This window comes from Massilia putida (assembly GCF_001941825.1).
Classification (GTDB): domain Bacteria; phylum Pseudomonadota; class Gammaproteobacteria; order Burkholderiales; family Burkholderiaceae_D; genus Telluria; species Telluria putida.
On sequence record NZ_CP019038.1, the window covers coordinates 6,709,184 to 6,733,743 of the forward strand.

Annotated in this window: 17 protein-coding genes and 4 tRNA genes; 8 read left to right on the forward strand and 13 right to left on the reverse strand. The window is 66.0% G+C overall.

The features are described from left to right. Nucleotides 1-134: 134 nt before the first annotated feature. Nucleotides 135-857, reverse strand: coding sequence for a response regulator (locus BVG12_RS32040; protein ID WP_229503768.1), 723 nt, complete (start codon nt 855-857; stop codon nt 135-137). A gap of 476 nt (nt 858-1,333) precedes the next feature. On the opposite strand from BVG12_RS32040, the gene BVG12_RS32045 reads away from it, so the two are divergent. The 3 genes from BVG12_RS32045 (at nt 1,334) to BVG12_RS32055 (ending at nt 5,425) form a co-directional block, all read left to right on the forward strand. After that, a complete protein-coding gene (locus BVG12_RS32045; protein WP_075791135.1) occupies nt 1,334-2,584 on the forward strand; it encodes an IS256 family transposase in 1,251 nt (416 codons plus the stop codon). Nucleotides 2,585-2,963: 379 nt separating this feature from the next. After that, on the forward strand, nt 2,964-3,536 hold the full coding sequence (locus BVG12_RS32050; protein WP_075795946.1) for a TOL_0243 family YfiR-like periplasmic protein: 573 nt from the start codon (nt 2,964-2,966) through the stop codon (nt 3,534-3,536). Continuing rightward, entirely contained in the window at nt 3,536-5,425 is a 1,890-nt protein-coding gene (locus BVG12_RS32055) for a sensor histidine kinase, YfiR-like protein-associated (protein ID WP_075795947.1), read from the forward strand. The genes BVG12_RS32050 and BVG12_RS32055 overlap by 1 nt, the downstream gene beginning before the upstream one ends. Before the next feature lie 80 nt (nt 5,426-5,505). Here BVG12_RS32055 and BVG12_RS32060 read toward each other — a convergent pair whose 3' ends face one another. The 7 genes from BVG12_RS32060 to BVG12_RS32090 form a co-directional block, all read right to left on the reverse strand. Continuing rightward, nucleotides 5,506-6,060, reverse strand: a complete 555-nt coding sequence (locus tag BVG12_RS32060) for an FxDxF family PEP-CTERM protein (protein ID WP_075795948.1) — start codon at nt 6,058-6,060, stop codon at nt 5,506-5,508. Between the two features lie 423 nt (nt 6,061-6,483). Then, nucleotides 6,484-6,560, reverse strand: a tRNA-Arg gene (locus tag BVG12_RS32065). Nucleotides 6,561-6,744: 184 nt separating this feature from the next. Further along, complete coding sequence (locus BVG12_RS32070; RefSeq protein ID WP_075795949.1) at nt 6,745-6,990, reverse strand: hypothetical protein; 246 nt, start codon at nt 6,988-6,990, stop codon at nt 6,745-6,747. 296 nt (nt 6,991-7,286) lie between these two features. Further along, a tRNA-Arg gene (locus BVG12_RS32075) sits at nt 7,287-7,363 on the reverse strand. Between the two features lie 544 nt (nt 7,364-7,907). Continuing rightward, a tRNA-Arg gene (locus BVG12_RS32080) sits at nt 7,908-7,984 on the reverse strand. A gap of 58 nt (nt 7,985-8,042) precedes the next feature. After that, on the reverse strand, nt 8,043-8,504 hold the full coding sequence (locus BVG12_RS32085) for a GNAT family N-acetyltransferase (protein WP_075795950.1): 462 nt from the start codon (nt 8,502-8,504) through the stop codon (nt 8,043-8,045). 63 nt (nt 8,505-8,567) lie between these two features. Beyond that, nucleotides 8,568-8,644, reverse strand: a tRNA-Arg gene (locus tag BVG12_RS32090). Between the two features lie 108 nt (nt 8,645-8,752). Between BVG12_RS32090 and BVG12_RS32095 the strand changes: the two genes are divergently transcribed. Further along, complete coding sequence (locus BVG12_RS32095) at nt 8,753-12,697, forward strand: sensor histidine kinase (protein ID WP_083685582.1); 3,945 nt, start codon at nt 8,753-8,755, stop codon at nt 12,695-12,697. A gap of 55 nt (nt 12,698-12,752) precedes the next feature. Here BVG12_RS32095 and BVG12_RS32100 read toward each other — a convergent pair whose 3' ends face one another. Both BVG12_RS32100 and BVG12_RS32105 read right to left on the reverse strand, forming a co-directional pair. Further along, nucleotides 12,753-13,697, reverse strand: coding sequence for a D-2-hydroxyacid dehydrogenase (locus BVG12_RS32100; RefSeq protein ID WP_075795951.1), 945 nt, complete (start codon nt 13,695-13,697; stop codon nt 12,753-12,755). A 111-nt stretch (nt 13,698-13,808) separates the two neighbouring features. Beyond that, entirely contained in the window at nt 13,809-14,156 is a 348-nt protein-coding gene (locus BVG12_RS32105; protein WP_075795952.1) for a hypothetical protein, read from the reverse strand. Nucleotides 14,157-14,380: 224 nt separating this feature from the next. Between BVG12_RS32105 and BVG12_RS32110 the strand changes: the two genes are divergently transcribed. The 4 genes from BVG12_RS32110 to BVG12_RS32125 all read left to right on the forward strand — a co-directional run bounded on the left by BVG12_RS32110 (nt 14,381) and on the right by BVG12_RS32125 (nt 22,003). Next, nucleotides 14,381-16,051, forward strand: a complete 1,671-nt coding sequence (locus BVG12_RS32110) for a M28 family metallopeptidase (protein ID WP_307189099.1) — start codon at nt 14,381-14,383, stop codon at nt 16,049-16,051. Nucleotides 16,052-16,166: 115 nt separating this feature from the next. After that, nucleotides 16,167-18,764, forward strand: coding sequence for a DNA ligase D (gene ligD / locus BVG12_RS32115; RefSeq protein WP_075795953.1), 2,598 nt, complete (start codon nt 16,167-16,169; stop codon nt 18,762-18,764). A 270-nt stretch (nt 18,765-19,034) separates the two neighbouring features. Then, nucleotides 19,035-21,344, forward strand: a complete 2,310-nt coding sequence (locus BVG12_RS32120; protein WP_075795954.1) for a WD40/YVTN/BNR-like repeat-containing protein — start codon at nt 19,035-19,037, stop codon at nt 21,342-21,344. A gap of 20 nt (nt 21,345-21,364) precedes the next feature. Beyond that, nucleotides 21,365-22,003 carry a hypothetical protein gene (locus BVG12_RS32125; RefSeq protein ID WP_156895794.1) on the forward strand — a complete coding sequence of 213 codons (639 nt, stop codon included), beginning with the start codon at nt 21,365-21,367 and terminating at the stop codon, nt 22,001-22,003. Between the two features lie 13 nt (nt 22,004-22,016). Here BVG12_RS32125 and BVG12_RS32130 read toward each other — a convergent pair whose 3' ends face one another. The 3 genes from BVG12_RS32130 to BVG12_RS32140 form a co-directional block, all read right to left on the reverse strand. Beyond that, a complete protein-coding gene (locus tag BVG12_RS32130) occupies nt 22,017-22,304 on the reverse strand; it encodes a hypothetical protein (protein WP_307189100.1) in 288 nt (95 codons plus the stop codon). Then, nucleotides 22,305-23,390: a non-homologous end joining protein Ku gene (gene ku, locus BVG12_RS32135; protein ID WP_075795956.1), complete on the reverse strand. Its 1,086-nt coding sequence runs from the start codon at nt 23,388-23,390 to the stop codon at nt 22,305-22,307. Between the two features lie 147 nt (nt 23,391-23,537). After that, complete coding sequence (locus tag BVG12_RS32140; protein ID WP_075795957.1) at nt 23,538-24,512, reverse strand: SDR family oxidoreductase; 975 nt, start codon at nt 24,510-24,512, stop codon at nt 23,538-23,540. Between the last annotated feature and the right edge of the window lie 48 nt (nt 24,513-24,560).

Below are 24,560 nucleotides of genomic sequence, written 5' to 3' on the forward strand. Positions count from 1 at the left end.
ATCGTTCTGGGCTCTGCGCGCGGGGCTGCTGTGCCGTGCGGAATGCGCGGGCACGTCCGTCCACGGCGCGTAACGAGCCGTACACCAATTCTAGCCCAGGCCGGGCCCTTTGTTGCACACCTTTGACCCATCGTTCAGGTGCGCACCGGCAGCGGGTGCGCCACCTTGTCGAGGGCCTGCTGGAGCTGATCGAGCTCGTAAGGCTTCTGCAACGACAGATAGGGAAATTCCACATGACGCAACAAGGTGTCGCCGTAGCCCGACGCAAAGATCACCCGCATCGAGGGGGCCTGGGCCACCGCCTGCCGCGCCAGTTCGACGCCGGACATGCCGGGCAGGCTCACGTCCGTGAACAGCACATCGTAGCGCCCGGCCGCCAGCCGCGCCAGCGCGTCGTCCGGGTGGCCGACGCCGTCCGCCTCGTGGCCGAAGGCGCGCAGCATCTCGCACACGAGGTATTGGGAATCGACGTTGTCTTCGACGACCAGGATGCGCAGCGGACCGGTCGTGTCGGCGCCGGCCGCGTCCGGCACGGGCGCGGCGGGCGCCAGCGCGCACAGCACGCCCGCCACGGTGTCGTCGCCGGCACGCACGGGCGTGAAATACAAGTCGTAGTGCCCGCCGCCGTCGCTGCCCGCGAACACGAGCGTGCGGCCGGGGGCGTACGCCGCCTCGCCATCCCAGGCGCGTTCCAGCTCGGCGCCGCCCGCCGCCAGCGGCGGCGGCATCACGGGCGGCACGCTGCCGCCCGGCACCCGCCCGTACGCCGGACCGGCCAGCGCGCCATAAGCGTCGTTGAACAGGACCGTCATGTCCCGCCCCCATACCAGCAGCAGCGGCAGCGGGGTATTGAACATCACATCGGCCGTCAGTCTCAGCGCCTGCGGCCACTGCTGCGGATCGCCGAGCCGGGAAGCGGACCAGTCGAATGAGCTGGAGGATTGTGCGGACCTGCCGGGGAAGAGCATAGCGCGGTAAAGGTTGTTATCTAAACGAAAAGAGGATGCATCGTACACCAAATCGGAAACAGGGGGCGGCACGACTGGGAACGTTGTCGGATGGGAAAAAGAGTCGACGGTCGCAAAAGAACAACATGAGGAACAGCCGATATTGCGGCACAGCATAATGCGCCGCAGGTAACCCTCGGGGCAAAAAAAAAGCCCGCTACGGGAGCGGGCTGAATCTATCCTTGGAGGAGAATAGAGGAGACATGCTCATAATGCTGCATCGCAAAAAAGAAATCCAATTTAGTTTTGCAATGTCCGCTATGAGGGTGTAAATAATATTGTGTAAACGGTCATTTGGCAGGACACTGCCGCCATTAGGAGAAACGATGACCGTTGTAAAGCGTAACAAGCGGGCCAAGCCCGATCCGGAACTGCTCAAACTTGCCGACGGCCTGCTGGCAAACTACCAGAAGCCCGAGGACCTGATCGGCGAAAATGGGCTGCTCAAGCAGCTCACCAAGATGCTGGTCGAGCGCGCGCTGGAAGTCGAGATGACCGACCACCTGGGCCACGACAAAAGCGGCGAGGTGACCAACAGCACTGCCAACACCCGCAACGGCCATAGCATCAAGACGCTCAAGGGCGATTTCGGCGCGCTGCCGCTTGACGTTCCTCGCGACCGCCAGGGCACGTTCGAGCCGCAGATCGTCGTCAAGCATCAGACACGCTGGACCGGCTTCGACGACAAAATCATCTCGCTCTACGCGCGTGGCCTGAGCGTGCGGGAGATCCAAAGCCATCTGGAAGAGATGTACGGCACCGAGGTGTCACCGACCCTCATTTCCAACGTCACGGACGCTGTCAGCGAGGATGTGAAGCTCTGGCAGGCCCGCCCGCTCGACGCCGTGTACCCGATCCTCTATCTCGACTGCATTCACGTCAAGGTGCGCGACAACGGCGCGGTGCGTACCAAGGCGGTCTACCTGGCCATCGGCGTCAACATGGATGGCCACAAGGAGGTGCTGGGCCTGTGGATCTCCCAAACTGAAGGCGCGAAGTTCTGGCTGCAGGTCGTGACCGAGCTAAAAAATCGTGGCGTGCAGGACATATTCATCGCCTGCGTCGACGGCCTGAAAGGCTTCCCGGACGCCATCGAGGCGGTCTACCCGCAGACCTCGGTTCAGCTGTGCATCGTTCACATGGTGCGCAACAGCCTGAATTTCGTGCCCTGGAAAGCGCAGAAGGAAGTCGCCGCCGATCTGAAGTTGATTTACAGTGCAGCCACTACCGACGAGGCTGAACTCAGGCTTGCCGAATTCGAAGATAAATGGGATAAACAGTATAAACCGATAAGTCAGTCCTGGCGCCGTAACTGGGCGCGCGTCATACCGTTCTTCGACTACCCGCCGGAAATCCGAAAGGTGATATACACCACGAACGCTATTGAATCGATTAACATGAGCCTGCGAAAAGTGACCAAGGCCCGCAGTTCCTTTCCGACCGATGAAGCTGTCAGCAAGCTGTTTTATCTTGCCCTGAACAACATCAGCAAGAAGTGGACGATGCCGATACGGGACTGGAAAGCTGCGTTAAACCGCTTCGCCATCCAGTTTGAAGACCGGGTGCCGCAGACTTAAACGAAGAATCGTTTACACAGAATCTGGTACACCCCCTCCGCTATTGCTTTTATAAATGACTCGGCCGTGCGCACGCTTGGCGTGTTGCTCTTGGTGCACTAAAGAAAATGTTCTACGATAGCAAAATGTTTAAAGACGCCTTGCTGTCGTTCACGTTCTTTCGAGTTCAACCCTTCACGGAAACGCACCACGCGTTGCCATTGCCGACCTTGCGCGGCTATCATTCCCCATGTCGGGCACGCGTCGGCTGTGCCCGGCGTGTCTTATCCGGCCGTTTCGTAGGGCGCCCTGGGTCCGGGCGCTCCCTGCCACCGTCTACAGTCCTGGGATTGCCATCCGGCCGATGCACCGTCAATTGAACCGATTTACGAACCGCGGCATGCGCCGGTCCATCGCCGGCTGGGCGTTCGCCTCGCTGGCCGTGCTGTGCGCCGGCGCCGGTCTGGCGCCGCCGGTGCGCGCGCAGGGCACGATGCCGGGCGTGCCGCTGGAGCGACGGGTGAAGGCGGCCTTCCTGTTTAAATTCCTCGGATACACCGACTTTCCCGCCAGCGCCTTTCCCGACGCCGCGGCGCCGCTGACGATCGGCGTGATCGGCGCCGACGACCTGGCCGTCGAACTGGCGCGCGTGGTGGCGGGACGCACCGTCAACAACCGCGCCATCGAAGTGCGCGAGCTGCGCGAGTCCGACGCCGGCGCCCGCGTGCACCTGTTGTTCATCGGCGGGAGCGATCCGCAGCGGGTGGCGCGCATCGTGCGCCAGGCCACCGGCGCGATGCTTGTCGTGACCGAGTGCGAGAACGGCTTGCAGGTCGGTAGTGTGATCAATTTCCGCGTCGTCGACGAGCGCGTCCGCTTCGACGTCGCCCTCGATGCGGCGGAACGCAATGGCATCAAACTCAGTTCGCGCCTGCTGACGGTGGCGAACCGGGTGCAGAAAGGAGCGCAGTGATGGTGGTGCGCGACGGCGGCACGGTCCGCGGCAAACTGATTCTGATGGCGGTATCCACGACGTTCGTCGCGCTATTGGCGGCTTCCGTCGCCATGTTGTTGTTCGACCTGCGCGCCTTCCAGCGCTACTGGATGGACGACCTGATGACCCAGGCCGACATCATGGCGCGCGTGACCGCGCCGGCGCTGACGTTCAACGACGAGGAAACGGCCCGCCAGAATCTCGCCGTGCTGCGCGTGCGCCCGCAGATCCTGGCGGCGGCCATCTATACGAGCGACGGCACGCGCTTCGCCACCTATGCGGCCGCGCCGAACCAGACCATCCCGGCGCGCCCGGCGGCGTCCGGCTACCGCATCGAGGGCGGCGAGGTGGCCGTGTTCCGCAACATCGTGGAAAACGGCGAGATGGTGGGCACGGTCTACCTGCGCTCGCGCTACGGCCTCGTCGACCGCCTGTTCAGCTATGGCGCGATCCTGGGCGCCGTGATGCTGGGCGCGCTCGTGATCGCGGGCCTCGTGGCGTCGCGCCTGCAAGCCGCCATCACGCGGCCGCTGGCGGCCGTGACCAATGTCGCGCGCCAGGTGATGCAGCGGCGCGATTTCACGTTGCGCGTGCCGGGCAACGACAGCGGCGAGATCGGCGTGCTCGTCGCTGCCTTCAACGACATGCTGGCCGAGATCGGCCGCCGCTCCCACGCGCTGCAGGAAGCGAACGCGACGCTCGAGCACGAAATGCAGGTGCGCGAGCGCGCGGAGGAGGCGTTGCGCCTTGGCGACCGCCGCAAGGACGAATTCCTCGCCACGCTGGCGCACGAACTGAGGAATCCGCTGGCGCCCATCCGCACGGGCCTGGACATCCTGCGTTTGCGCAGCGGCGATGCCCAGGCCACCCAGCGCGCGACCGACATCATGGAGCGGCAGCTGCGCCAGATGGTGCGTCTCGTCGACGACCTGCTGGACGTCTCGCGCATCAACACCGGCAAATTCGCGATCAAGAGCGGCCGCGTGGAACTGAAGGCCGTCGTCAACGACGCGCTCGAAGTCGTGCGTCCGTACATCGAACTGCACGGCCATGAGCTGACGATCGACCTGCCGGACCGTCCCGTGTTCCTGAACGGCGACGCGACGCGCCTCGCGCAAATCCTCTCCAACCTGCTGAACAACGCGGCCAAATACACCAATCGGGGCGGCCGCGTGGGTCTGCGCGCGACGGTCGACGACCGTACGCTCACGCTGGTCGTGTCCGACACCGGCATCGGCATCGCGCCGGACATGCTCGACACCGTGTTCGAGATGTTCGTGCAGGTCGATTCGACCCTGGAGCGCTCGAACGCAGGGCTGGGCGTCGGCCTGTCGCTGGCGCGCAAGCTGGTCGAGCTGCACGGCGGCACCATCGAAGCGCACAGCGGGGGCATCGGCCACGGCAGCCAGTTCGTCGTGCGGCTGCCGATCGTCGTCGAACCGGAGCTGCCGGCCAAACCGACGCCAATGTCGTTCATCACCTCGGAAACGTACCGCATCCTGCTGGCCGACGACAATGTCGACTTCGTCAACAGCATCGGCGCGCTGCTGACGGCAATGGGGCATAGCGTCGTCATCACGCACAACGGTGTGGACGCGCTGGCGGCCGCCAAGCGCTTCTGTCCCGACTATGCCTTCCTCGACATCGGCCTGCCGCAGATGTCCGGCTACGACCTGGCGCGGGGCATCCGCGACCTGTCGTGCTGCACGATGACGGTGATGGTCGCCGTGACGGGCTGGGGGCAGGAAAAGGACAGGCAGCTGGCGTTCGAGTCCGGTTTCGACCATCACATGGTGAAACCGGTGCGCTTCGAGCAGATCGAGGAAATTCTGGGGAATCGCAGCATCATCAAGAAACTGCGTACCTGAGCATCCGTGCGACGGCGTACGGGCGCCGGACAAAAAAAAGCGGAAGCGCGAACGCTTCCGCCCGACTCAAGCTACCGGATTCAGGCCGGCTTGGCCGACTTGCGGCGGCGAGCCAGGAAGCCCAGGACGCCCAGGCCTGCCAGCATCATGCCGTAGGTTTCCGGTTCCGGCACCGGAGCGGCCATCGACACGGCGCCACCGAAGCTGGCGGCCTGGTTCGAGACCAGGTTACCGCTCACTTGCAGGTAGTAGTTGCCGGCAGCCAGGTTGTTGCTGGAGATCGTCCAGACGTCGATATTGCCCGACTGGAGCGCGTGGCCCGACGAGACCAGGGCATTGCCGGCTGCGTTGTACAGGGAGACGCCGGTAATGTCGAGACCGGTATCAGCGGTGCGGCTGACGGACGAAATGATCGCGTCCAGGTTCGAGCCGACGCCGGTGGAGCCGACCGTGAAGGTGAAACGGTCGGCAAAGGTGTTGCCATTGTTGTTCATCGCGAACGTGTCGCCGAAGAAGCCGCTGCCGTCGGTCAGGTCGAGGACCTGCGGGGTGTTGCCGACGGTAGCTGCCATGGCAGCGGAGGAAACGAACGACGCAGAGGCCAACACAACAGCAGCAATCAGTGATTTTTTCATTTCTTACCTCGCAAAGAAACAGCCGCGTCCTGCAGCTTGGTTTTCAAGAATCGGGGAACTTCATCGTAGCAAATCGACGATAAAAAGCACGGAAAATCACCGAAGTGTGCGCTACTCCGGGGAAAGATGCTGAACGTAAATTGTTGCTGTCCAGACGTGCATTTCACCCGCTCTTCATAGAGAACGTGGTCGATTTGGTATGCGCAAATGACAAAATTGCCCGATATTTCACGGTGTTTGTAGGTCTACTCCTACGTAAAGACGCGAGAAAATCTGCGGCAGAGATTTTTCTATTTGCGAACAATCATTGTTCTATTGTTAAGAAATGTGGGCGGGATAACGATGAGGCCGGGCTCATCAATATGGCTGCGGAACCCAGCCAATGAAAAAGGCCAGATCGTGCGATCTGGCCTTTTGAAAAGTTGGTGCGGCTGGCAGGAATCGAACCCACGACCCCTTGGTTCGTAGCCAAGTACTCTATCCAGCTGAGCTACAGCCGCCCGAGGCACGCATTATATCGGCATTACCTCATTTGGCAAAGCCCGGGCGCCTCACTTCGTCGTCGCGGCGGCCGGCGTGCTGCTCGCATTGCCGGCGGCAGCGCGGGACGTTGCCGCCTGGGTGTGCCGGACGACGCCGTTCTTGCGCGTGTTCCAGTGGCAGGCGGGCGTACCGCCCGTGCCTTTAGGCCTTTGTCCGGCCGTCGATCGCGGGCACGGTCGCGATGCCGCCGGCGCCCGCGTCGTCGGAGGCGCCGATCGCGACGACGACGTTGCCGGACACGGTGCCGGCCACCGGATTGCCAACGGCGGCCGTGGGCGGCGTCGTGTCCCTGGCGACGGTCGTGACCGCGATCGCGACGTTCACTGCGACGGTGGCGGATTCGCCCGCATTGCCCGCGGCGTCACAGGCGGCGGCCAGGTTGGCCACGCCGTTGGCGCTGCCGGCGGGTTCCGGCTGAACGTGTATGACGTGCGGTATCGGAAGCGACGAGGGTGCCGTTGACGGTCGCGCCGACGAGGCCCGAGACCGTGCCGTTCGCGAGCGGCGCGGCAATCGCGGCCACCGGCGGCGCCGTGTCGACTGGCGGCGGGCAGGCGATGCGATTACACGGGGGCCAACGCGGGGCGCTTGAGGGAAGGCGCCGGGGGGGGGGCGGGAGGTTGCCTTCGGCCGGCAGTGCCAATGAAAAAGGCCAGATCGTGCGATCTGGCCTTTTGAAAAGTTGGTGCGGCTGGCAGGAATCGAACCCACGACCCCTTGGTTCGTAGCCAAGTACTCTATCCAGCTGAGCTACAGCCGCCCGAGCCATGCATTATAGCAGCCCGTTACCCGAACGGCAACGCCATGCGCTTGCGGTTCCCCTGGACCGCAAGCGCAAGCCGACCGTGCGGGCGCAACCTCGATATGTCATCCTCAATGTCGACGACAAGGCGGCAATCCGGTGGAACCGGCCGCCGCCGTATGGCGCGTGCGCGTTATGGTGCGCTCCAGGCGGCGGGCATGGACACGCTGGACGCGGAGCCGACGCACCTGGCCTGGACGCCGGGGTGCCCAGGTGATGTTGCGCCGCCAAGCGCAGGCGATCACCGGCGTCTGCGGCCGCATCGTGCACGGCGCCGTGACGCTGGTGGAAGACGCCCGCAAGGACTGGCGGAACGCGAGATCGTGGAAGCGGACGCGGAGCGCGAGGCGTCGATGGTCGGCAATCTGCCGGCGGTGCCGTGCTCCGAAGGGCTGGCGCGGCGGTGCATGCGGTTGGCGCCGGCGCGGCCTGATGAGGGAAGCGGGAATCCCATGACACGAATGAAAAAGGCCAGATCGTGCGATCTGGCCTTTCGAAAAACTGGTGCGGCTGGCAGGAATCGAACCCACGACCCCTTGGTTCGTAGCCAAGTACTCTATCCAGCTGAGCTACAGCCGCCCGAGGCACGCATTATAGCAGCGGTTTCATGATTGGCAAAGTGCCAGCTTCCGGGCGATCAAAGTTCATGCGAATAGACGATGAAACCCTGGTGTTTGGCGATGTTGTCGTACAGCGCGCGGGCGGCCGCATTTCCCGCCTGCGTCTGCCAATACACGCGCGAACTCCCCGTATTGCGTGCCGCTTCATAGACGCCTTCGATCAGCCGCCTTCCGATGCCAAGTCCGCGCATTTCGGGTGCCGTAAACAAGTCTTGCAGATAGCAGACGTCGTGCAGCCGCGTCGTACTGCGGTGATAAACGATGTGGGCCAGCCCGACGATCCGCCCGGCTTGCTCGGCCACGAGCGCGTGGACGGGTTCGGCCGGATCGAGGAACCTGTTCCACGTGGCTTGCGTGATCGCTTCGGGAAGGGCGGTGGGGCCGCTGCGCTGGTAGAACGCGTTATAGCCGTCCCACAGCGGGCGCCAGCCCTCGTAATCGGATGTTGCGAGCGGTCGGACGATCAGCTGGCTGGGCATGGCGGCGGAGGTGTCGGCGGAAATGAAAAAGGCCAGATCTTGCGATCTGGCCTTTCGAAACGTTGGTGCGGCTGGCAGGAATCGAACCCACGACCCCTTGGTTCGTAGCCAAGTACTCTATCCAGCTGAGCTACAGCCGCCCGATGCACGCATTATAGCAGTGGCATGACGAATGAGGAAGTCTTAATTTCTTTCAACATTTTCCGGCCTCTGGTAGATTAAGCGCCGTGCCCCGCCCACCCGAAATCATGCCACCCGTGAACAGAGCGCTGCGCCCGTCGGCGCTGCTGCGCATGGCGTGCGGGTTCCTGCTGGCGTGCCTGTGCTCGGCCGCGCTCGCCGCCGGCCCGCGCAGCCTGCGCTTCGAGCGTATCGGCCTGGACGAGGGGCTGTCGCAGGAATCCGTCCTCGCCATCCTGCAGGACCGCGACGGCTTCATGTGGTTCGGCACCCAGGCCGGACTGAACCGCTTCGACGGCTACCGCAACCAGGTTTTCCGCAACGATCCCAACGACCCTGCCAGCCTGGCCGACAATTACGTCCAGGCCGCGTACGAGGACGGCGAGGGCCGCTTGTGGTTCGGCACGCGCGGCGGTCTCGTGCGCTTCGATCCCGCCACCCGGAAATTCGTGCGCCTGCCGCTGCTGGCCGGCAGCGGACGCAGCGCGCGCAACGGCGCCGTCACGGCGATCGTCGGCGACGGTGCCGGCGGCCTGTGGGTCGGCACCGGCGACGGCCTGGTGCATGTCGACCCGGCGACAGGGGCATGCCGTACGCTGCGTCACGACGGCCGCGATGCCGCCAGCCTGCGCGACGACCGCGTCACGGCGCTCGCCGTCGACGCGGCGGGCGGCCTGTGGATCGGCACGGGCGTCGGCCTCGACCACCTGCCGGCGGGCGCCGTCCGCTTCGATCATTTCGACATCGATACCGGCGGCAACGGCAAGCGCAATGCCGTGGCGGCGCTGTCGATGGGGCCGCGCGACACGCTCTGGATCGGCACCGGCGCCGGCCTGGAAGCGTGGCGCATCGGCCAGGGGGCGCTAAAGCGTCACCACCTGGGCGTGGACGAAGGCATGAACGACGGCCGCGTGCTCACCCTCTATCACGACCACGGCAGCAACCTGTGGGTCGGCACGGAACAGGACGGGCTGAAATGGCGCGACCCCGCGAGCGGACGCTTCATCGGCTACGCCAGCCAGCCGCTCGACCGCCATTCGCTGTCCGACAACCAGGTCACCGCGATCTGGGTTGACCGCACGGGAACGCTGTGGGCCGGCACGATGTTCAGCGGCATCAATCGCGCGGACCTGGCCAGCGGCGGCTTTTCCCGCTTCTCGCTGCTGCCCGACCAGGTGGCCGACGCGAAAAGCGCGCGCAGGATCCGCAGCATCGCCGTCGGCGCCGACGGCCGCCTGTGGCTGGGCACCGCGGGCGGCGGCATCGTGCACCTCGATCCGGACAGCGGCCGCGCCGAGGTGCTGCGCCACGATCCGGCGGATCCGGCCAGCCTGGCGGACGACGTGATCACCAACGTGATGCCGGGACGCGGCCGGCTGTGGGTGGGCTCGCCGAGCGGCCTGTCATGGCGCGACCCGGCGACCGGACGCTTCACGCCGGTACCCCTGGGCCGCGAGGCGGGCGCCAACTGGGTCCAGCACCTCATGCTCGACCACGCCGGGGCGCTGTGGATCGTCACGCGCGGCGGCCTGTTCATGCTGGAGCCGGACGGCCGGACGCTGCGCGGCTGGCGCCACGATCCGGCCGATCCGTCCAGCCTGGGCGAGAACTTCTGCCTGGCGGCGCTCGAAGACCGTCAGGGCACGATCTGGATCGGCACGGAGAATGGCCTCGACCGTTACGACCGCGCGGCCGGCACCTTCACGCACTACCGCCACGATCCGCACGACCCCGCCAGCCTGGACCACAACCGCATCCACCATCTGTACGAATCGAGGCGCGGCGACCTGTGGGTGGGCACGGCGGGCGGCCTGCAGCGCATGGAGCGCGGCCCCGGCGGACAAACCGTGTTCCGCCGGTTCGCCGTCACGCCCGGGCGCCAGCAGGTGCCGATCGGCGGCATCCTCGAAGACGGCAACGGCCAGATCTGGGCCAGCACGACGGCGGGCCTGACGCGCGTCGATCCGGACACGGGCCGCTACAAGAACTACACCGCCAAGGACGGCCTGACGGACGGTTCGTACTTCGTCGGTTCGGCGGCGCGCGGCGCGGACGGCCAGCTGTATTTCGGCGGCGTCAACGGCATGACGTCGTTTCAGCCGGAAGACGTCCACGACAATCCGTTCCCGCCGACGGTCGCCATCACCGACTTCCTCGTCTTCAACCGGCCGCGCGTGCTGCCCGTGCCGGTCGACCGCCTGCACGACATCCGCCTGAGCCACCGCGACACCGTGTTCACGCTGGAATTCGCCGCGCTGCACTACGCCGATCCGCAAGCGAACCGCTACGCCTACCGGCTGCGCGGCTTCGATCAGGACTGGACGGAGACCGACGCGCGCAAGCGCTTCGCCACGTACACGAATCTCGATCCGGGCGATTACGTGTTCGAGGTGAAGGCCGCCAACAAGGACGGCGTGTGGAGCGACAAGCCGGCCATGCTGTCCATCTCGATCACGCCGCCGTTCTGGATGACGTGGTGGTTCCGCCTGTTCGTCGCAAGCATGCTGGCCGGTTGCGCCGTCGCGCTGTACCGCCTGCGCGTGCGGGTGCTCGTGCAGCAGAAGGAGCGCCTGGAGCACCAGGTCGGCGCGCGCACGGCCGAACTCGTGCTGCAGAAAGAGCAGGCGGAGCGGCGCAAGCAGGAAGCCGAGGCGCAGAAGGAAGCGGTGGAGCAGGCGCGCCGCAACATCGCGCTGCTGTCCGACATCGGGCGCGAGTTGACGGCGAACCTGGACGGCGAGGCCATCATGGCCAATGTGTTCGGCCAGGTGCGCCAGCTGATGGACGTGCCGCTGTTCGCGATCGGCACGGTACGCGCCAACGGCCCGCTCGAGTATCCGTACGTCGTCGCGGACGGCCGCCGCGTGCCCGAGGCGGGCCGCTTGCCGGCGCGCGTGCGCGGGCTCGGCGAGTACTGCGTGGCGACGGGCGAGGAAATCCTGATCGGCGACCTGGCCCGCGATTACGCGCGGTTCGCGGCCCGCGTGCGCGACGTGCTCGGGGTGGACGCGGCCGGCGACACGCTGCCGTCGCCGCGCTCGCTGCTGTGCGTGCCCATCCTCGTCGGCAACCGCGTGCTTGGCGTGATCACGGTGCAGAGCGGCCGTCCGGGCGCGTACCAGAACGTGCAGCTCGACATGCTCAGCACCCTCGCATCGTATGTCGGCGTCGCGCTCGACAATGCGGACGCCTATCGCCAGCTCAAGGAAACGCAGGCCCAGCTGGCGGCGCGCGAAAAGCTCGCGTCGCTCGGCGCCCTCGTCGCGGGCGTCGCGCACGAATTGAACACCCCGATCGGCAACAGCCTCCTGATGGCCAGCACCTTGCAGGAAAAGACCGAAGCGCTGGCCGACCGCTTCGCCCACAACACGCTCAAGAAATCGGACCTGGAGGCGTGGATCGCGGCCGCGCGCGAGGCGGCGAGCCTCATCGTGCGCAGCCTGAACGCGGCGGCCGACCTCGTGAACAGTTTCAAGCAGGTGTCCGTGGACCAGGCCAGCACGCAGCGCCGCCGCTTCGACCTGGCACAGGCCTGCCACGAGATCGCGGCCACGATGATGAACCAGGTGCGCCGCGCCGGCCACACGCTCGAGCTGCGCGTGCCGCCGGGGATCGCGATGGACAGCTATCCAGGCCCGTTCGGCCAGGTGGTCATCAACTTCATCAACAACGCGCTGCTGCACGGGTTCGACGCGCCGGGCGGCCACATGCTGCTCGTCGCCACGCCGCTCGACGGCGACCGCGTGCGCATCGAATTCTCCGACGACGGACGCGGCATCGCCGAGGAACATCTGTCGCGCATCTTCGATCCGTTCTTCACGACGCGGATGGGGCAGGGCGGCACGGGCCTGGGACTCAACATCGCCTACAACCTCGTGACGACTTTGCTGCAGGGGACGATCCGGGTCGAGAGCGCACCCGGGCGGGGCACGATGTTCGTTCTCGACGTGCCGTTGCGCGTGGCGCGCGAGGCGCGCGCCGGCAGGGTGGACGGGGCGCCGTCCACGCGCTGATCGGGTGCGTCAACCGACCCGCGTACGAGATCGGAGCCGGTGCCGACCGACTCACTCACACGACGTTGGTCGGCTTGCCCGCCACCCACGCCTCGAGGTTATCGACCAGCATATCGGCCAGCGTCTGCATCGCCCCGCCGCTGGCCCAGGCCACGTGCGGCGTGAGCACGAAGCTCGGCAAGCGCAGTTGCAGCAGCGGGTTTTCCGGTACGGGCGGCTCCTTGCTCAGGACGTCGAAGCCGGCCCCCGCGATCGTGCCATCCTTGAGCGCCTGCGCCAGCGCCGCCTCGTCGACGAGGCCGCCGCGCGCCGTGTTGATCAGGATGGCGCTCTTCTTCATCGACGCCAGCTCGCGCGCGGCGATCATGTGGCGCGTCTTGTCCGTCAGCGGCAGGTGCAGGCTGACGACATCCGACGTGGCCAGCAACTCGTCCAGCGGCAGCGCGGTGACATCGGGCTCGAGCACGGGGGAGCGCGACGTCACGGCGATTTCCATGCCGAACGCGCGCCCGATCTGGGCGACGCGGCGGCCCAGCGCGCCGTAGCCGACGATGCCGAGGCGGCTGCCGGCCAGGTCGCCGATCGGGTGGTCGAGCAGGCAGAAGCGCGTCGACCGTTCCCAGCGGCCCGCTTCCACGTCGGCCACGTAGGCGCGCAGATTGCGGCGCACGGCCAGGATCAGCGCGAAGCAGTGTTCGGGAACGGACACCAGCGAGTAATTGCGGATGTTCGCGACGACGATGCCCCGTTCGCGGCAGGCGGCGAGATCCACGTTGTCCGTGCCGGTGGCGGCCACGGCGATCATCTTCAGGTCCGGCAACTGCACGATCGCGTCCGCGCGCAGCGGGACCTTGTTCGTGATGGCGATGGTGGCGCCGCGCAGGCGTTCGACGACTTCATCCGCGTTCGTGGCCGGATAGTCGCGCCAGCGGTGTTCGAAGGCGGGTTGGCGGACGTTGGCGATCAGGCTGTCGCGATCAAGGAAGACGATATCGTGCATGGTAGGCCCGGAGAAGGAGGGACTGCCATTGTAGAACGCGAACGAAAAAAAGACAGGGCGAACCCTGTCTTCCGAGGATGGAGGGGCTTGAGCCGGTGCGCCGCGGACAGCTTATTTGGCGGCGTCGGCCTTCTGGTCTGCATGTGCCGCAGCCTTGTCGGCTGCGGCGTCCGCCTTGGCTTTGACGGCTTTCTTGTGTGCTTTGGCTTTCTTTTTCGCGGCGTCGGCCTTGGCGACAGCGACGTCGGCATTGGCTTCGGCGGCTTTCTTTTCCAATTTCGCGTCGGCTTTCACGTCGGCCTTTTCTTCCTTGGCTTCGGCTTTCACGGTTTTCTTGTCGGCTTTCGCTTCGGCCTTGGTGGCGGCCGGGGTCGTCGTCGTGGCCGGGGTGGCGGTCGTCTGGGCGTACACCGAGGTGGCGAACAGGCCTGCGATCAGGGTAGCGACGATTTTGCTCATGGCGGTGTGTCCTTCAGGTGTTGTGGATGGGTGGGATGATTCCCGTGCTACTGGGGCAGAAACGCGGCCGCCTCACGGACGGTTGACGGTCTTTTACATCCGCTTACAAGTGTGCTTACAGCAAGTACTTTTGCCGTGTGGTGTTTGACAGTGGAAATTATTCCAACGATACTTTGGCGGCACTATCCGTGCCTCCAACAACATCGACGCCCAAGAGACCGCTCGTGAGAAAACACACTTCCATCCGTACCTCCCTGACCGCCATCGCGCTTGCCACCGCGGCGCTGGCCGCCCATGCCGCAGACCCCGTCCACATCGACCCGCAGCACCTGTCGCAGGACGTCAAGATCCTGTCCTCCGACGAGTTCGAAGGCCGCGGCCCGAACACGCCCGGCGAGACGAAGACCGTCAACTACCTCGTCGAGCAGTTCAAGGCGGCCGGCCTGGAGCCGGGCGGCGACCTCGTCGACGGCAAGCGCGGCTGGACCCAGGACGTGCCGCTGGGCCGGTTCGAGATCCAGGGCCCCGTCCAGGTGACCGTGGACGAGGGCGGCAAGACGAAGACTTATTCGCAAGGTAACGAAATCGCCGTGCGCGCCGCGATGACGGGTGCGAAGACCGTCGACTTCAAGAACGCGCCGCTGGTCTTCGTCGGCTATGGCGTGACCGCGCCGGAACGCAAGTGGGACGACTTCAAGGGCCAGGACCTGAAGGGCAAGCTGGCCGTCGTGCTGATCAACGACCCGGATTTCGAGACGGGCAAGGGCGATTTCGGCGGCAAGGCCATGACGTATTACGGCCGCTGGACGTATAAATACGAAGAGATGGCACGCCGCGGCGCGCTGGGCACGCTGATCGTCCACGAGACGGCGCCGGCCTCGTACGGCTGGGCCACGGTGAAGAATTCGAACACGAACGTCCAGTACGACATCGTGCGCAAGAACCCGCTTGAAGCCCACGCGCCGGTCGAAGCGTGGATCCAGCGCGACGTTGCCGTCGACCTGTTCAAGCACGCCGGCCTGGACTTCGACAAGCTCAAGAAGCAGGCCCAGACCCGCGCGTTCAAGCCGGTCGAACTGAAGGGCGTGACGATGTCGGCGCACTACGACGTCGACGCCAAGGTCATCACGTCGAAGAACGTGCTGGCCGTGCGTCCGGGCAGCGAGCACCCGGATCAATACGTGATGTACAGCGCGCACTGGGACCACCTGGGCGTCGGCCTGCCGGACGCCAAGGGCGATAAGATCTACAACGGCGCGATCGACAACGCGACCGGCATCGCCGCCCTGCTGGAACTGGCGCGCGCCTACGCCAAGGCACCGGCGCCGAAACGCAGCGTCGTCTTCCTGGCCGTGACGGCGGAAGAGAAGGGCCTGCTGGGCTCGGAATACTATGCGAGCAATCCGGTCTATCCGCTGGCGAAGACGGCCGGCGTGATCAATATGGACGCCCTGAGCCCGTACGGTCCGGCGCGCGACTTCACGATCTCCGGCAGCGCCAAGCTCGACCTGCTCGACCGCCTGATCGCCAAGGCCAAGCAGAACGGCATCAGCTATTCGCCGGATCCGAAGCCGGAAGCGGGCCACTTCTTCCGTTCCGACCACTTCTCGTTCGCCAAGAAGGGCGTGCCGGCGATTTCGTTCGGCTCGGGCGAGAACTGGGAGCAGGGCGGCGTCGCGGCGGGCAAGGCGGCCGAAGAGAAATACGTGTCCCTCGCGTACCACCAGCCGGCGGACGAGTGGAGCGCATCGTGGCCGTTCACGGGCATGGCGCGCGACCTCGGCATCCTGTACTCGGTGGGCCGCGACCTGGCGGATTCGTCGGCGTGGCCGAACTGGTCGAAGGACTCGGAGTTCCGCGCGGCGCGTGACCAGAGCGCCGCAGAGCGTAAATAATCACCGTGGCCTGTAGGATGGACGGCTCGCCGTCCATCCTACGTGAGTTAATTGGCGAACAGTCGCGTCCGCACCTCTTGCCTACACTGGGGCAAATAGATGCAGAGGTGATGCCATGCCGGACCCGTTAAAGCTGTACAAGGCCAAGCGCGACTTCAAGATCACGGCCGAGCCCGAGGAAGGCGGGGAGGCCAGCAAGGGGCTGCTCACCTTCGTGATCCAGAAACACTGGGCCACCCGCTTGCACTACGATTTCCGTCTGGAACTGGACGGCGTCATGAAGAGCTGGGCCGTGCCGAAAGGCCCCAGCTACGACACCCACGACCGCCGCATGGCCGTGCACGTGGAAGACCACCCCATCTCGTATTCCGACTTCGAAGGCACGATCCCGCCGCACCAGTACGGCGCCGGCAAGGTCATCGTCTGGGACAAGGGCACGTGGGAACCCGTCGGCGATCCGCGCCAGGGCTTCGCGAAGGGCGAGATCAAGTTCGAGATGCATGGCCACAAGATGCACGGACGCTGGGTCCTCGTGCGCCTGCGCGGCCACGAGGACGACAAGCAGGAACCCTGGCTGCTCATCAAGGAAAACGACGAGTACGCCCGTCCGGCCGGCGAGTTCTCCGTCGTCGACGAGATGCCGGACAGCGTCAAGGACCTGCCGATGCCCGAGCACGGCGCCGACGTGAAGGTGGCCGAACTGAAGGCCGAGCGCAAACCCTCCGCGAAACCGAGACGCGGCGCCATGCCCGATGGCGCCGTCAAGGCCGACCTGCCGGAAACGCTGACGCCGGAACTGGCGACGCTCGTCGACGGTCCGCCCGCCGATCCGGAAAACTACATCTACGAGATCAAGTTCGACGGCTACCGCATGCTCGCGCGCGTGCAGGGCAAGGACATCCGCCTCATCACCCGCAACGGCAACGACTGGACGGATAAACTCGGCCCGCTGCAGCAGGAAATCCGCCGCATGAAGCTGCCGGACGGCTGGTACGACGGCGAGATCGTCGTGCACGACGAGAACGGCAAGCCGAACTTCAATCTGCTGCAGCTCGCGTTCGACGGTTCCAACAAGGCGCAGATCGTCTACTTCCTGTTCGACGTCCCGTACCACAAAGGCTACGACCTGCGCGACGCGCGCCTCGACGCGCGCCGTGCGCTGCTGCAGGACGTGCTGGCGGCGCGGCCGTCCGACACCGTGCGCTTTTCGGCGGAGTTCGGGACGGACCCGGCGCAGCTCGTCGTCGCCGCCTGCCAGATCGGGCTGGAAGGCGTGATCGGCAAGCGAAGAGACTCCCGCTACGTGACGCGCCGCTCGCCCGAGTGGATCAAGCTGAAATGTGGCCTGCGCCAGGAATTCGTCATCGGCGGCTACACCGATCCGCACGGTTCGCGCACGGGCATCGGCTCGCTGCTGCTGGGCTACTACGACAAGGACGGCGTGCTGCGCTATGCGGGCAACTGCGGCAGCGGATTCAATGGCACCTCGCTGCGCCACATGCGCGAGGTACTGGAAGCGATCGAGACGGACAAGAACCCGTTCCCGCCGCGCGCCGTGCCGGGCCGCACGAACCACTGGGTCAAGCCGGAGCTCGTCGCGGAGGTCACCTTCTCGGAATGGACCGCCACCGACTCCGTCCGCCACCCCGTGTTCCAGGGCCTGCGCAAGGACAAGCCGGCGAAGAGCGTCGTGCGGGAGGTGCCCAAGCACATGCAGTCTGCGGCGCCCGAAGACGACGGCAAGCCTGCGGCCAAGCCGGCCCGCAAGCGCGTAGCGAAGAAGGCAGAGGCGCCCGAACCGGACCTGCCCGGCAATCTGCCCGCCACGTTCAAGGTCACGCATGGCGAGCGCGTGATGGATGCGGAGAGCGGCGTCACGAAGATCGACATGGTGCGCTACTACGCGCTCGTCGGCGAGCTGATGATGGAACACCTGAAGGGCCGGCCGGTCTCGCTCGTGCGCGCGCCCGAGGGCGTGGGCGGGGAGCTGTTCTTCCAGAAGCACGTCGCCGACACGCGCAACATGCCGGGCGTCGTCCAGATGGACCAGGCGCTCGACCCGGACCATCCGCGCATGACGGAGATCGCGACGGCCGAGGGCCTGCTGTCGAGCGCCCAGTGGAACGTCGTCGAGATCCATAGCCAGAACGCGACGGCGCAGCACTACGACACGCCCGACCGCATGGTGTTCGACCTCGACCCGGGCGAGGGCGTGGAATGGCCCGAGGTGCAGGAAGCGGCGCAGCTGATGCGGGCCTTCCTGCAGGAGCTGGGCTTGAACCCGTTCCTGAAGACGAGCGGCGGCAAGGGCCTGCACGTCGTCGTCCCGATCAAGCCGAAGCTCGACTGGGACACGGTGAAGGATTTTTCGCACGCGATCGTGGACCATCTGGCGCAGACGCTGCCCGAACGCTTCTCCGCCAAGAGCGGCGCGAAGAACCGCGTGGGCCGCATCTTCATCGACTACCTGCGCAACGGCCGCGGCGCGACCACCGTGTCGGCCTGGTCGGCGCGCGTGCGGCCGGGCCTGGGCATCTCCGTGCCCGTGCGCTGGGAAGAACTCCCGAAGCTGAAGTCGGGCAGCCAGTGGACCGTCAAGACGGTGCACACGCGGTTGGACGAGGGCAATGCGCCGTGGGCCGACTATGTCAAGAGCGCCACCACGCTCACCAAAGCCATGAAGGCCCTGGGCTTCACGCCCGCGAAGTCGTAATTCACCATGCGGTGCCGCAGGCGCTCCGGCCCACGGCACACCGCCGCAGCGCCGGCCTTTGCCGCGTGTCCCCCGTTTGTCTGCCGTCTTTTGGTGACGCCCGTGTGAACCTTACCAATTGTTAATTCATTGGTAAATTTCATTTATCAGTCTGGCGATTTTGAGAATTGCCGTCGTTCAACGAAAACTCCCACAATGTCTTCGGCGTGGGGTGTTGTCGAGCTTCACTTCTTTCGATCGAAGTACGATAAAACGACGGAGTCACCATCAATGAAGATTAATCGATGCACCAGGGCGCTCATCGGTAGCGTATTCGGCGGCGTCCTCATGACCGCGCTGGTCGCGGCACCGGCGCAGGCCCAAAGCTACACGTGGCAGAACGTGCAGATCGTCGGCGGCGGGTACGTGCCCGGCATCATTGCCCATCCTGGGCAACAGGGCCTGTTCTACGCGAAGACCGACGTCGGCGGGGCATACCGCTACAATTCGGCGACCGGCACGTGGATCCAGCTGAACGACTGGACGCCGTCCGCCAACGGCAACTGGATGGGCGTCGACAGCATCGCCGTCGATCCCAACAACGTCAACATGCTCTTCATGACCGTCGGCGCCTACGACACCTATTCATGGGCGCCGGCCGGGGCGGTCCTCGTGTCGTCGAACCAGGGCGCCAGCTTCACCCTGCACCAGATGCCGTTCCCGATGGGGGCGAACACCCGGGGCCGCGACGCCGGCGAGCGCCTGCAGGTGGACCCCAACAACGGCAACGTGCTGTTCTACGGCACCCGCAACGACAGCCTGCTGACGCCATACAACAACGGCATGAACGGCCTCTGGACCAGTACCGACCAGGGCAGCACCTGGACGCAGGTCGCCGCCGGCAATGCGCCGCCGCTGTCCAGCGACGGCACCGGTTCCGGCATCGCGTTCCTCGCGTTCTACAAGCCGTCGCTGGCCAACGGACGCACGCAGACGATCTTCGCCGGCGTGTCCGACGACAAGGCACCCTCCACGCTGTACGTCAGCACGGACGCCGGTGCCCACTGGAGCGCCGTCAGCGGCGGTCCGGGCACCACGGCCACGAGCGGCATGTACCCGAACCACGGCCTGATCGGACCGGACGGCAATCTCTACATCACCTACGGCAATGCGGCAGGCCCGTACGGCATCACCAACGGCCAGGTGTGGAAGTACAGCATCGGCCAGAAAACCTGGCAGAACATCACCCCGGTCGCGCCCACCTCGAGCGACACGTTCGGCTACGACGGCCTGGCCCTGGACCCGCGCAAATCCGGCACGGTCGTCGTCTCGACGACGGACCGCTACAACGTCGGCGACACCATCTTCCGTTCGACGAGCGGCGGCAATGCGGGCAGCTGGGTGGACCTGAAGTCCAAGGCCACGTTCAGCTGGACGCAGGCCCCGTGGGCGCCTTGGGGCAACCCGAACGCGTTCGGCAACTGGATGAACGTGGTCATCGATCCGTTCAACTCGAACAACCTGTTCTACGGGACGGGCGGCGGCATCTTCGGCACGACCAACCTGACCAATGCGGACAGCGGCCTCGGCGTCACGTTCAGCGTCGCGGCCAAGGGCATCGAGGAAACGGTGCCGCAGAGCCTCGCGGCGCCGACGTCGGGCGCGCCGCTGATCGCCGCGATCGGCGACGTGTGCGGCTTCGTCTTCAATTCGCTGACGACGCCGCCGAACGCGATGATTTCCACCACCAGCGGCACCGGCGTCGCCGCCGCGTGCAACTCCGGCGCCGGCATCGACTGGTCCAAGGGCAATCCGGCGAACATGGTCATGGTGGGCACCTCGTCCTACCCGACGGACCGGCCGGTCGGCGTGATCAGCACCAACGGCGGCAGCAGCTGGAGCGCCTTCCCGGCCCTGCCGGCGGGCATGGTGCGCGGCGGCGGCACGGTGGCGATCGGCACCGACGGCACCTCCATCGTCTGGTCGGCGTACGCGAGCGACAAGGTGGCGCCGGTGTATTCGACCAACGGCGGCGCCTCGTGGTCCACCATCACGTTCTTTGGCAACACGCTGCCCGTCGGCGCCAGCATGCTGTCGGACGGTGCGCAGAACATCTTCTACGCATGGCAGTCCGGTTCGACGAATTTCTATGTCGGGAACGGCGCCGCGAGCTGGTACCAGGCGCCCGCGCTGCCGGTGGCGCCGACCCAGGTGTCGACGGTGCCGGGCCGGGGCGGCGAGGTGTGGATGGTGGCCAACAGCGGCGTGTACAAGAGCACGAACTCCGGTTCGTCGTGGAGCGCGCCGACCACGATCAGCTGGGCCGGCTTCGCCTTCACGCCGACCTCCATCGGCTTCGGCAAGGCCGCCACGGGCGCCACCTACCCGGCCATCTACTCGGGCGGCCAGTTCTCCGACGGCACGACGGGGGTGATGCGCTCCATCGACGGCGGTTCGACGTGGGTGAAGATTAACGACGGCAACCACCAGTGGGGCGGCATCAGCCAGGTCGTCGGCGACATGCGCACGTTCGGCACCGTCTACCTGAACAGCAGTGGCGGCATGGGCCGGGGCATCATCTACGGCACGTCGGCGAACTGACCGGTGCGGCGGACAACTGAATGGGACACGTGAGACTTTTGCCGCTCGCCGCCGCCGTGGCCCTGTTCAGCGCCGCGTGCGCATCGGCCGCGTATTGGGGACTGCAGTGGTTCCGGCCGCAGCAGCAGCCCGTCGCGGCCGCACCGCACGCTGCACCCGCGCCGCCCGCCATCGAGGCCGCGGCGAGCCTCTTCGGCGGTGCGCCGTCCGGCGCCGCCGCCAGCGCCTATCAGCTGAGGGGCGTCATCGAGGCGGGACCCGAGGGCGTCGCGATCCTCGGCGCGGAAGGCAAGCCGGCACGGGCCGTCGTCGTCGACACGGAAGTGGCGCCCGGCGTGCGGCTGACGGAAGTGCACCAGCGCTACGTGCTGCTGAACGAAGGCGGCGTGATCAAGCGTCTCGAGTTGCCGGAAAACGGGATCGGCGGCCTGGAACTCGTCGCGGCGGCCGCACCCGCACGCCCAACGTCGAAGGTGTATCACTCCGGCGAGGCGATGCCGCCGCCGGTCGTGGAGCCCGGTGCGCGCACGACGTCGGACGACATGGAGAGCAATCATCAGCGCCAGCTGACGGAGCACATGCGGTACATGGAGCAGATGCAGCGCACGCGGACGTCCGGCATCGGGCCCCCTGCGCTCGCGGCCAGGCCGCCGGGCTGATACGCGCGGCGCGCTAGGTCGTGCGCCGTTCGCCGGACAGGTTCTCGTCCGGCGCCGGGTCGCCCCGCTCGTTGCGGAAGATGGCGCGGATGTTCATGGCGGCGAGGCCCGCCTGCAGCGCGATCAGCGCCCAGGCGCCGTCGTGCAAGCCCCACACGATCCACAGGACGTTACTGGCGATGAAGGTCCAGAAGCCGACGACGCGTTTCTTCGCGTGACGGGCGCCGACGAGGAAGGCGGCCACCAGGGTGACCGCCATCGCGGGCCATTGCAGAAAGTCCAGCAGCGTATCGACGTCCACTCAGGCTGCCTTCCTGCGCCGGGCGGGCGCCTTTGCCGTGGCGGACTTCGCCGCGGTCTTGCCCGCGGTCGCGCGCTTGGCCGCCGTCTTCGTCGCCGTCTTCGCGGTGGTCGACTTCGCGGCCGTCGTGCGCCTCGCGCCCGCATGCGTGGCCGCGTGCGCGGGCGCCTTGCGCGCGCGCGGCGGGGGCGTTTCGTCGCTGTCCTCGTCCTCGTCGCGCGCCGGCTTCTTCGCTTTACGCGGCGGCGGTTCGTCGTCGTCGTCGTCGTCGGATGCCGCGGCCTTGGCCGGCTTCTTGCCCAGGCTGGACTGCAGCAGCGACACGAGGTCGATGACGTTCGTCTTGGCCGGCTTTTCTTCCTCCGGCTCCGGTTCCGTCAGCGTCTTGGTCTGGTTGGCGGCGACTTTTTTCTTGATCAGCGCGAGCACGTCTTCGCGGTAGGTGTCGTGGTACTGCTGCGGCTTCCACTTCTCGCTCATGCCTTCCACGAGCGCCTTGGCCATCTGCAGTTCCTTGTCCGTGACCTGCGCGGCCTTCGAGTCCGCGCCCGGGATTTTCAACTCGTCGGTGGGGCGGATCTCGTCCGGATAGCGCAGCGTGTTCAGCACGATGGTGTCGCCCACGCACACGAGGGCGGCCAGGTGCTGCTTGACGCGGATGACGACGTTGGCGATGCCGATCTTGCCCACCTCGCGCAGCGTCTCGCGCAGCAGCGCATAGACCTTGTCGCCACCCTTGCCGGGGGCCAGGTAATACGGCTGTTCGTAATAGATCAGCGGGACCTGGTCGGCGTTGACGAAGGCGAGGATGTCGATGGTCTGCGTCGCCTCCGGATTGGCGCGGCGCAGGTCCTCGTCGGTCAGCACGACGTATTCGCCATCCTTGTATTCATAGCCCTTGACGATGTCGTCCCAGGACACTTCCTTGCCCGTCGCCTTGTTGTAGCGCTTGAAGCCGATCGGCGCGAAGTCGCGCCGGTCGAGCATCGTCAGGTCGAGCCCCTGGTCGCTCGCCGCCGGATACATCTCGACCGGGATATGCACCAGCCCGAAGCTGATCGCACCCTTCCACATACTTCTCGCCATGATCGACTCCTCTGGTGGGCCGCGGCGAACCTGCTGCGCGTTGCAGATTCGGCCTGCGATGCTCGCCGTACCTTAAGTAAGGCTGCGCGTCTCGGCCAAATCTGCCGCCGCTCGCTACGGTTCTCCGCGGCCCTGACACGTTGACAATTACTCGCCCACCGATCCGGTGATCGGCAGCACGACGCCCGTCACATAGCCCGAGCACACGTTGGACGCCAGGTACACGTACGCCGGCGACAGCTCTTCCGGCTGGGCCGGACGGCCGAACGTCGTGCTCTGGCCGAACTTGGTGATGTCTTCGGGCGACTGGTCGGCCGGGTTCAGCGGCGTCCACACGGGGCCCGGCGCGACGGCGTTCACGCGGATGCCCTGGTCCAGCAGGTTCGCGGCGAGGGACATCGTGAACGCGTGGATGGCGCCCTTCGTGGTCGAGTAGTCGAGCAGCTTCTTCGAGCCTTTCAGGCCCGTCACGGAACCCGTGTTGATGATGGCCGCGCCGCGCTTCATGTAGGGCAGGGCGGCCTTCGCCATGTGGAAGTAGCCGTAGATATTCGTGCGCATCGTCTCGTCGAAGCGGTCTTCCGTCAGATCGAGCAGCGACGCGGCGTGTTCCTGGAACGCGGCGTTGTTCACCAGGACGTCGAGCCGGCCCCACTTGGCGACGATCTGGTCGACGGCCTGCTGGCAGAACTCCATATCCTTCACGTCGCCCGCGATCGTCACGCATTTCGTGCCCTCGGCCTCGACCAGGCGCTGCGTCTCGGCCGCGTCCTCGTGTTCGTTCAGGTACAGGATCGCGACGTCGGCGCCTTCGCGCGCGAACAGCACCGCGACGGCGCGCCCGATGCCGGAATCGCCGCCCGTGACGATGGCCACCTGGCCTGCCAGCTTGCCGCTGCCCTTGTAATGTTCGGCCATGAACCTGGGCTTGAGCTCCATCTGGGCTTCCAGGCCCGGCTTGGCCAGGTGCTGGGCGGGGAAGTCGCCGCTCGGCTGCTGGATGCCCGTCTGGGCCGCATTGCTGCCGCTGCCCTGGTCACCCTTCTGCATGCTGGCGTCATGCTGGTCCTGGCGGTTCTGGATCGCCTTCTGCTTGTTCGCTGCATCGTCCTGTGTTGCCATGGTGCTCTCTCCTTGTGCATGATTCCGCCAGTATTCCGGCGCAGGCAG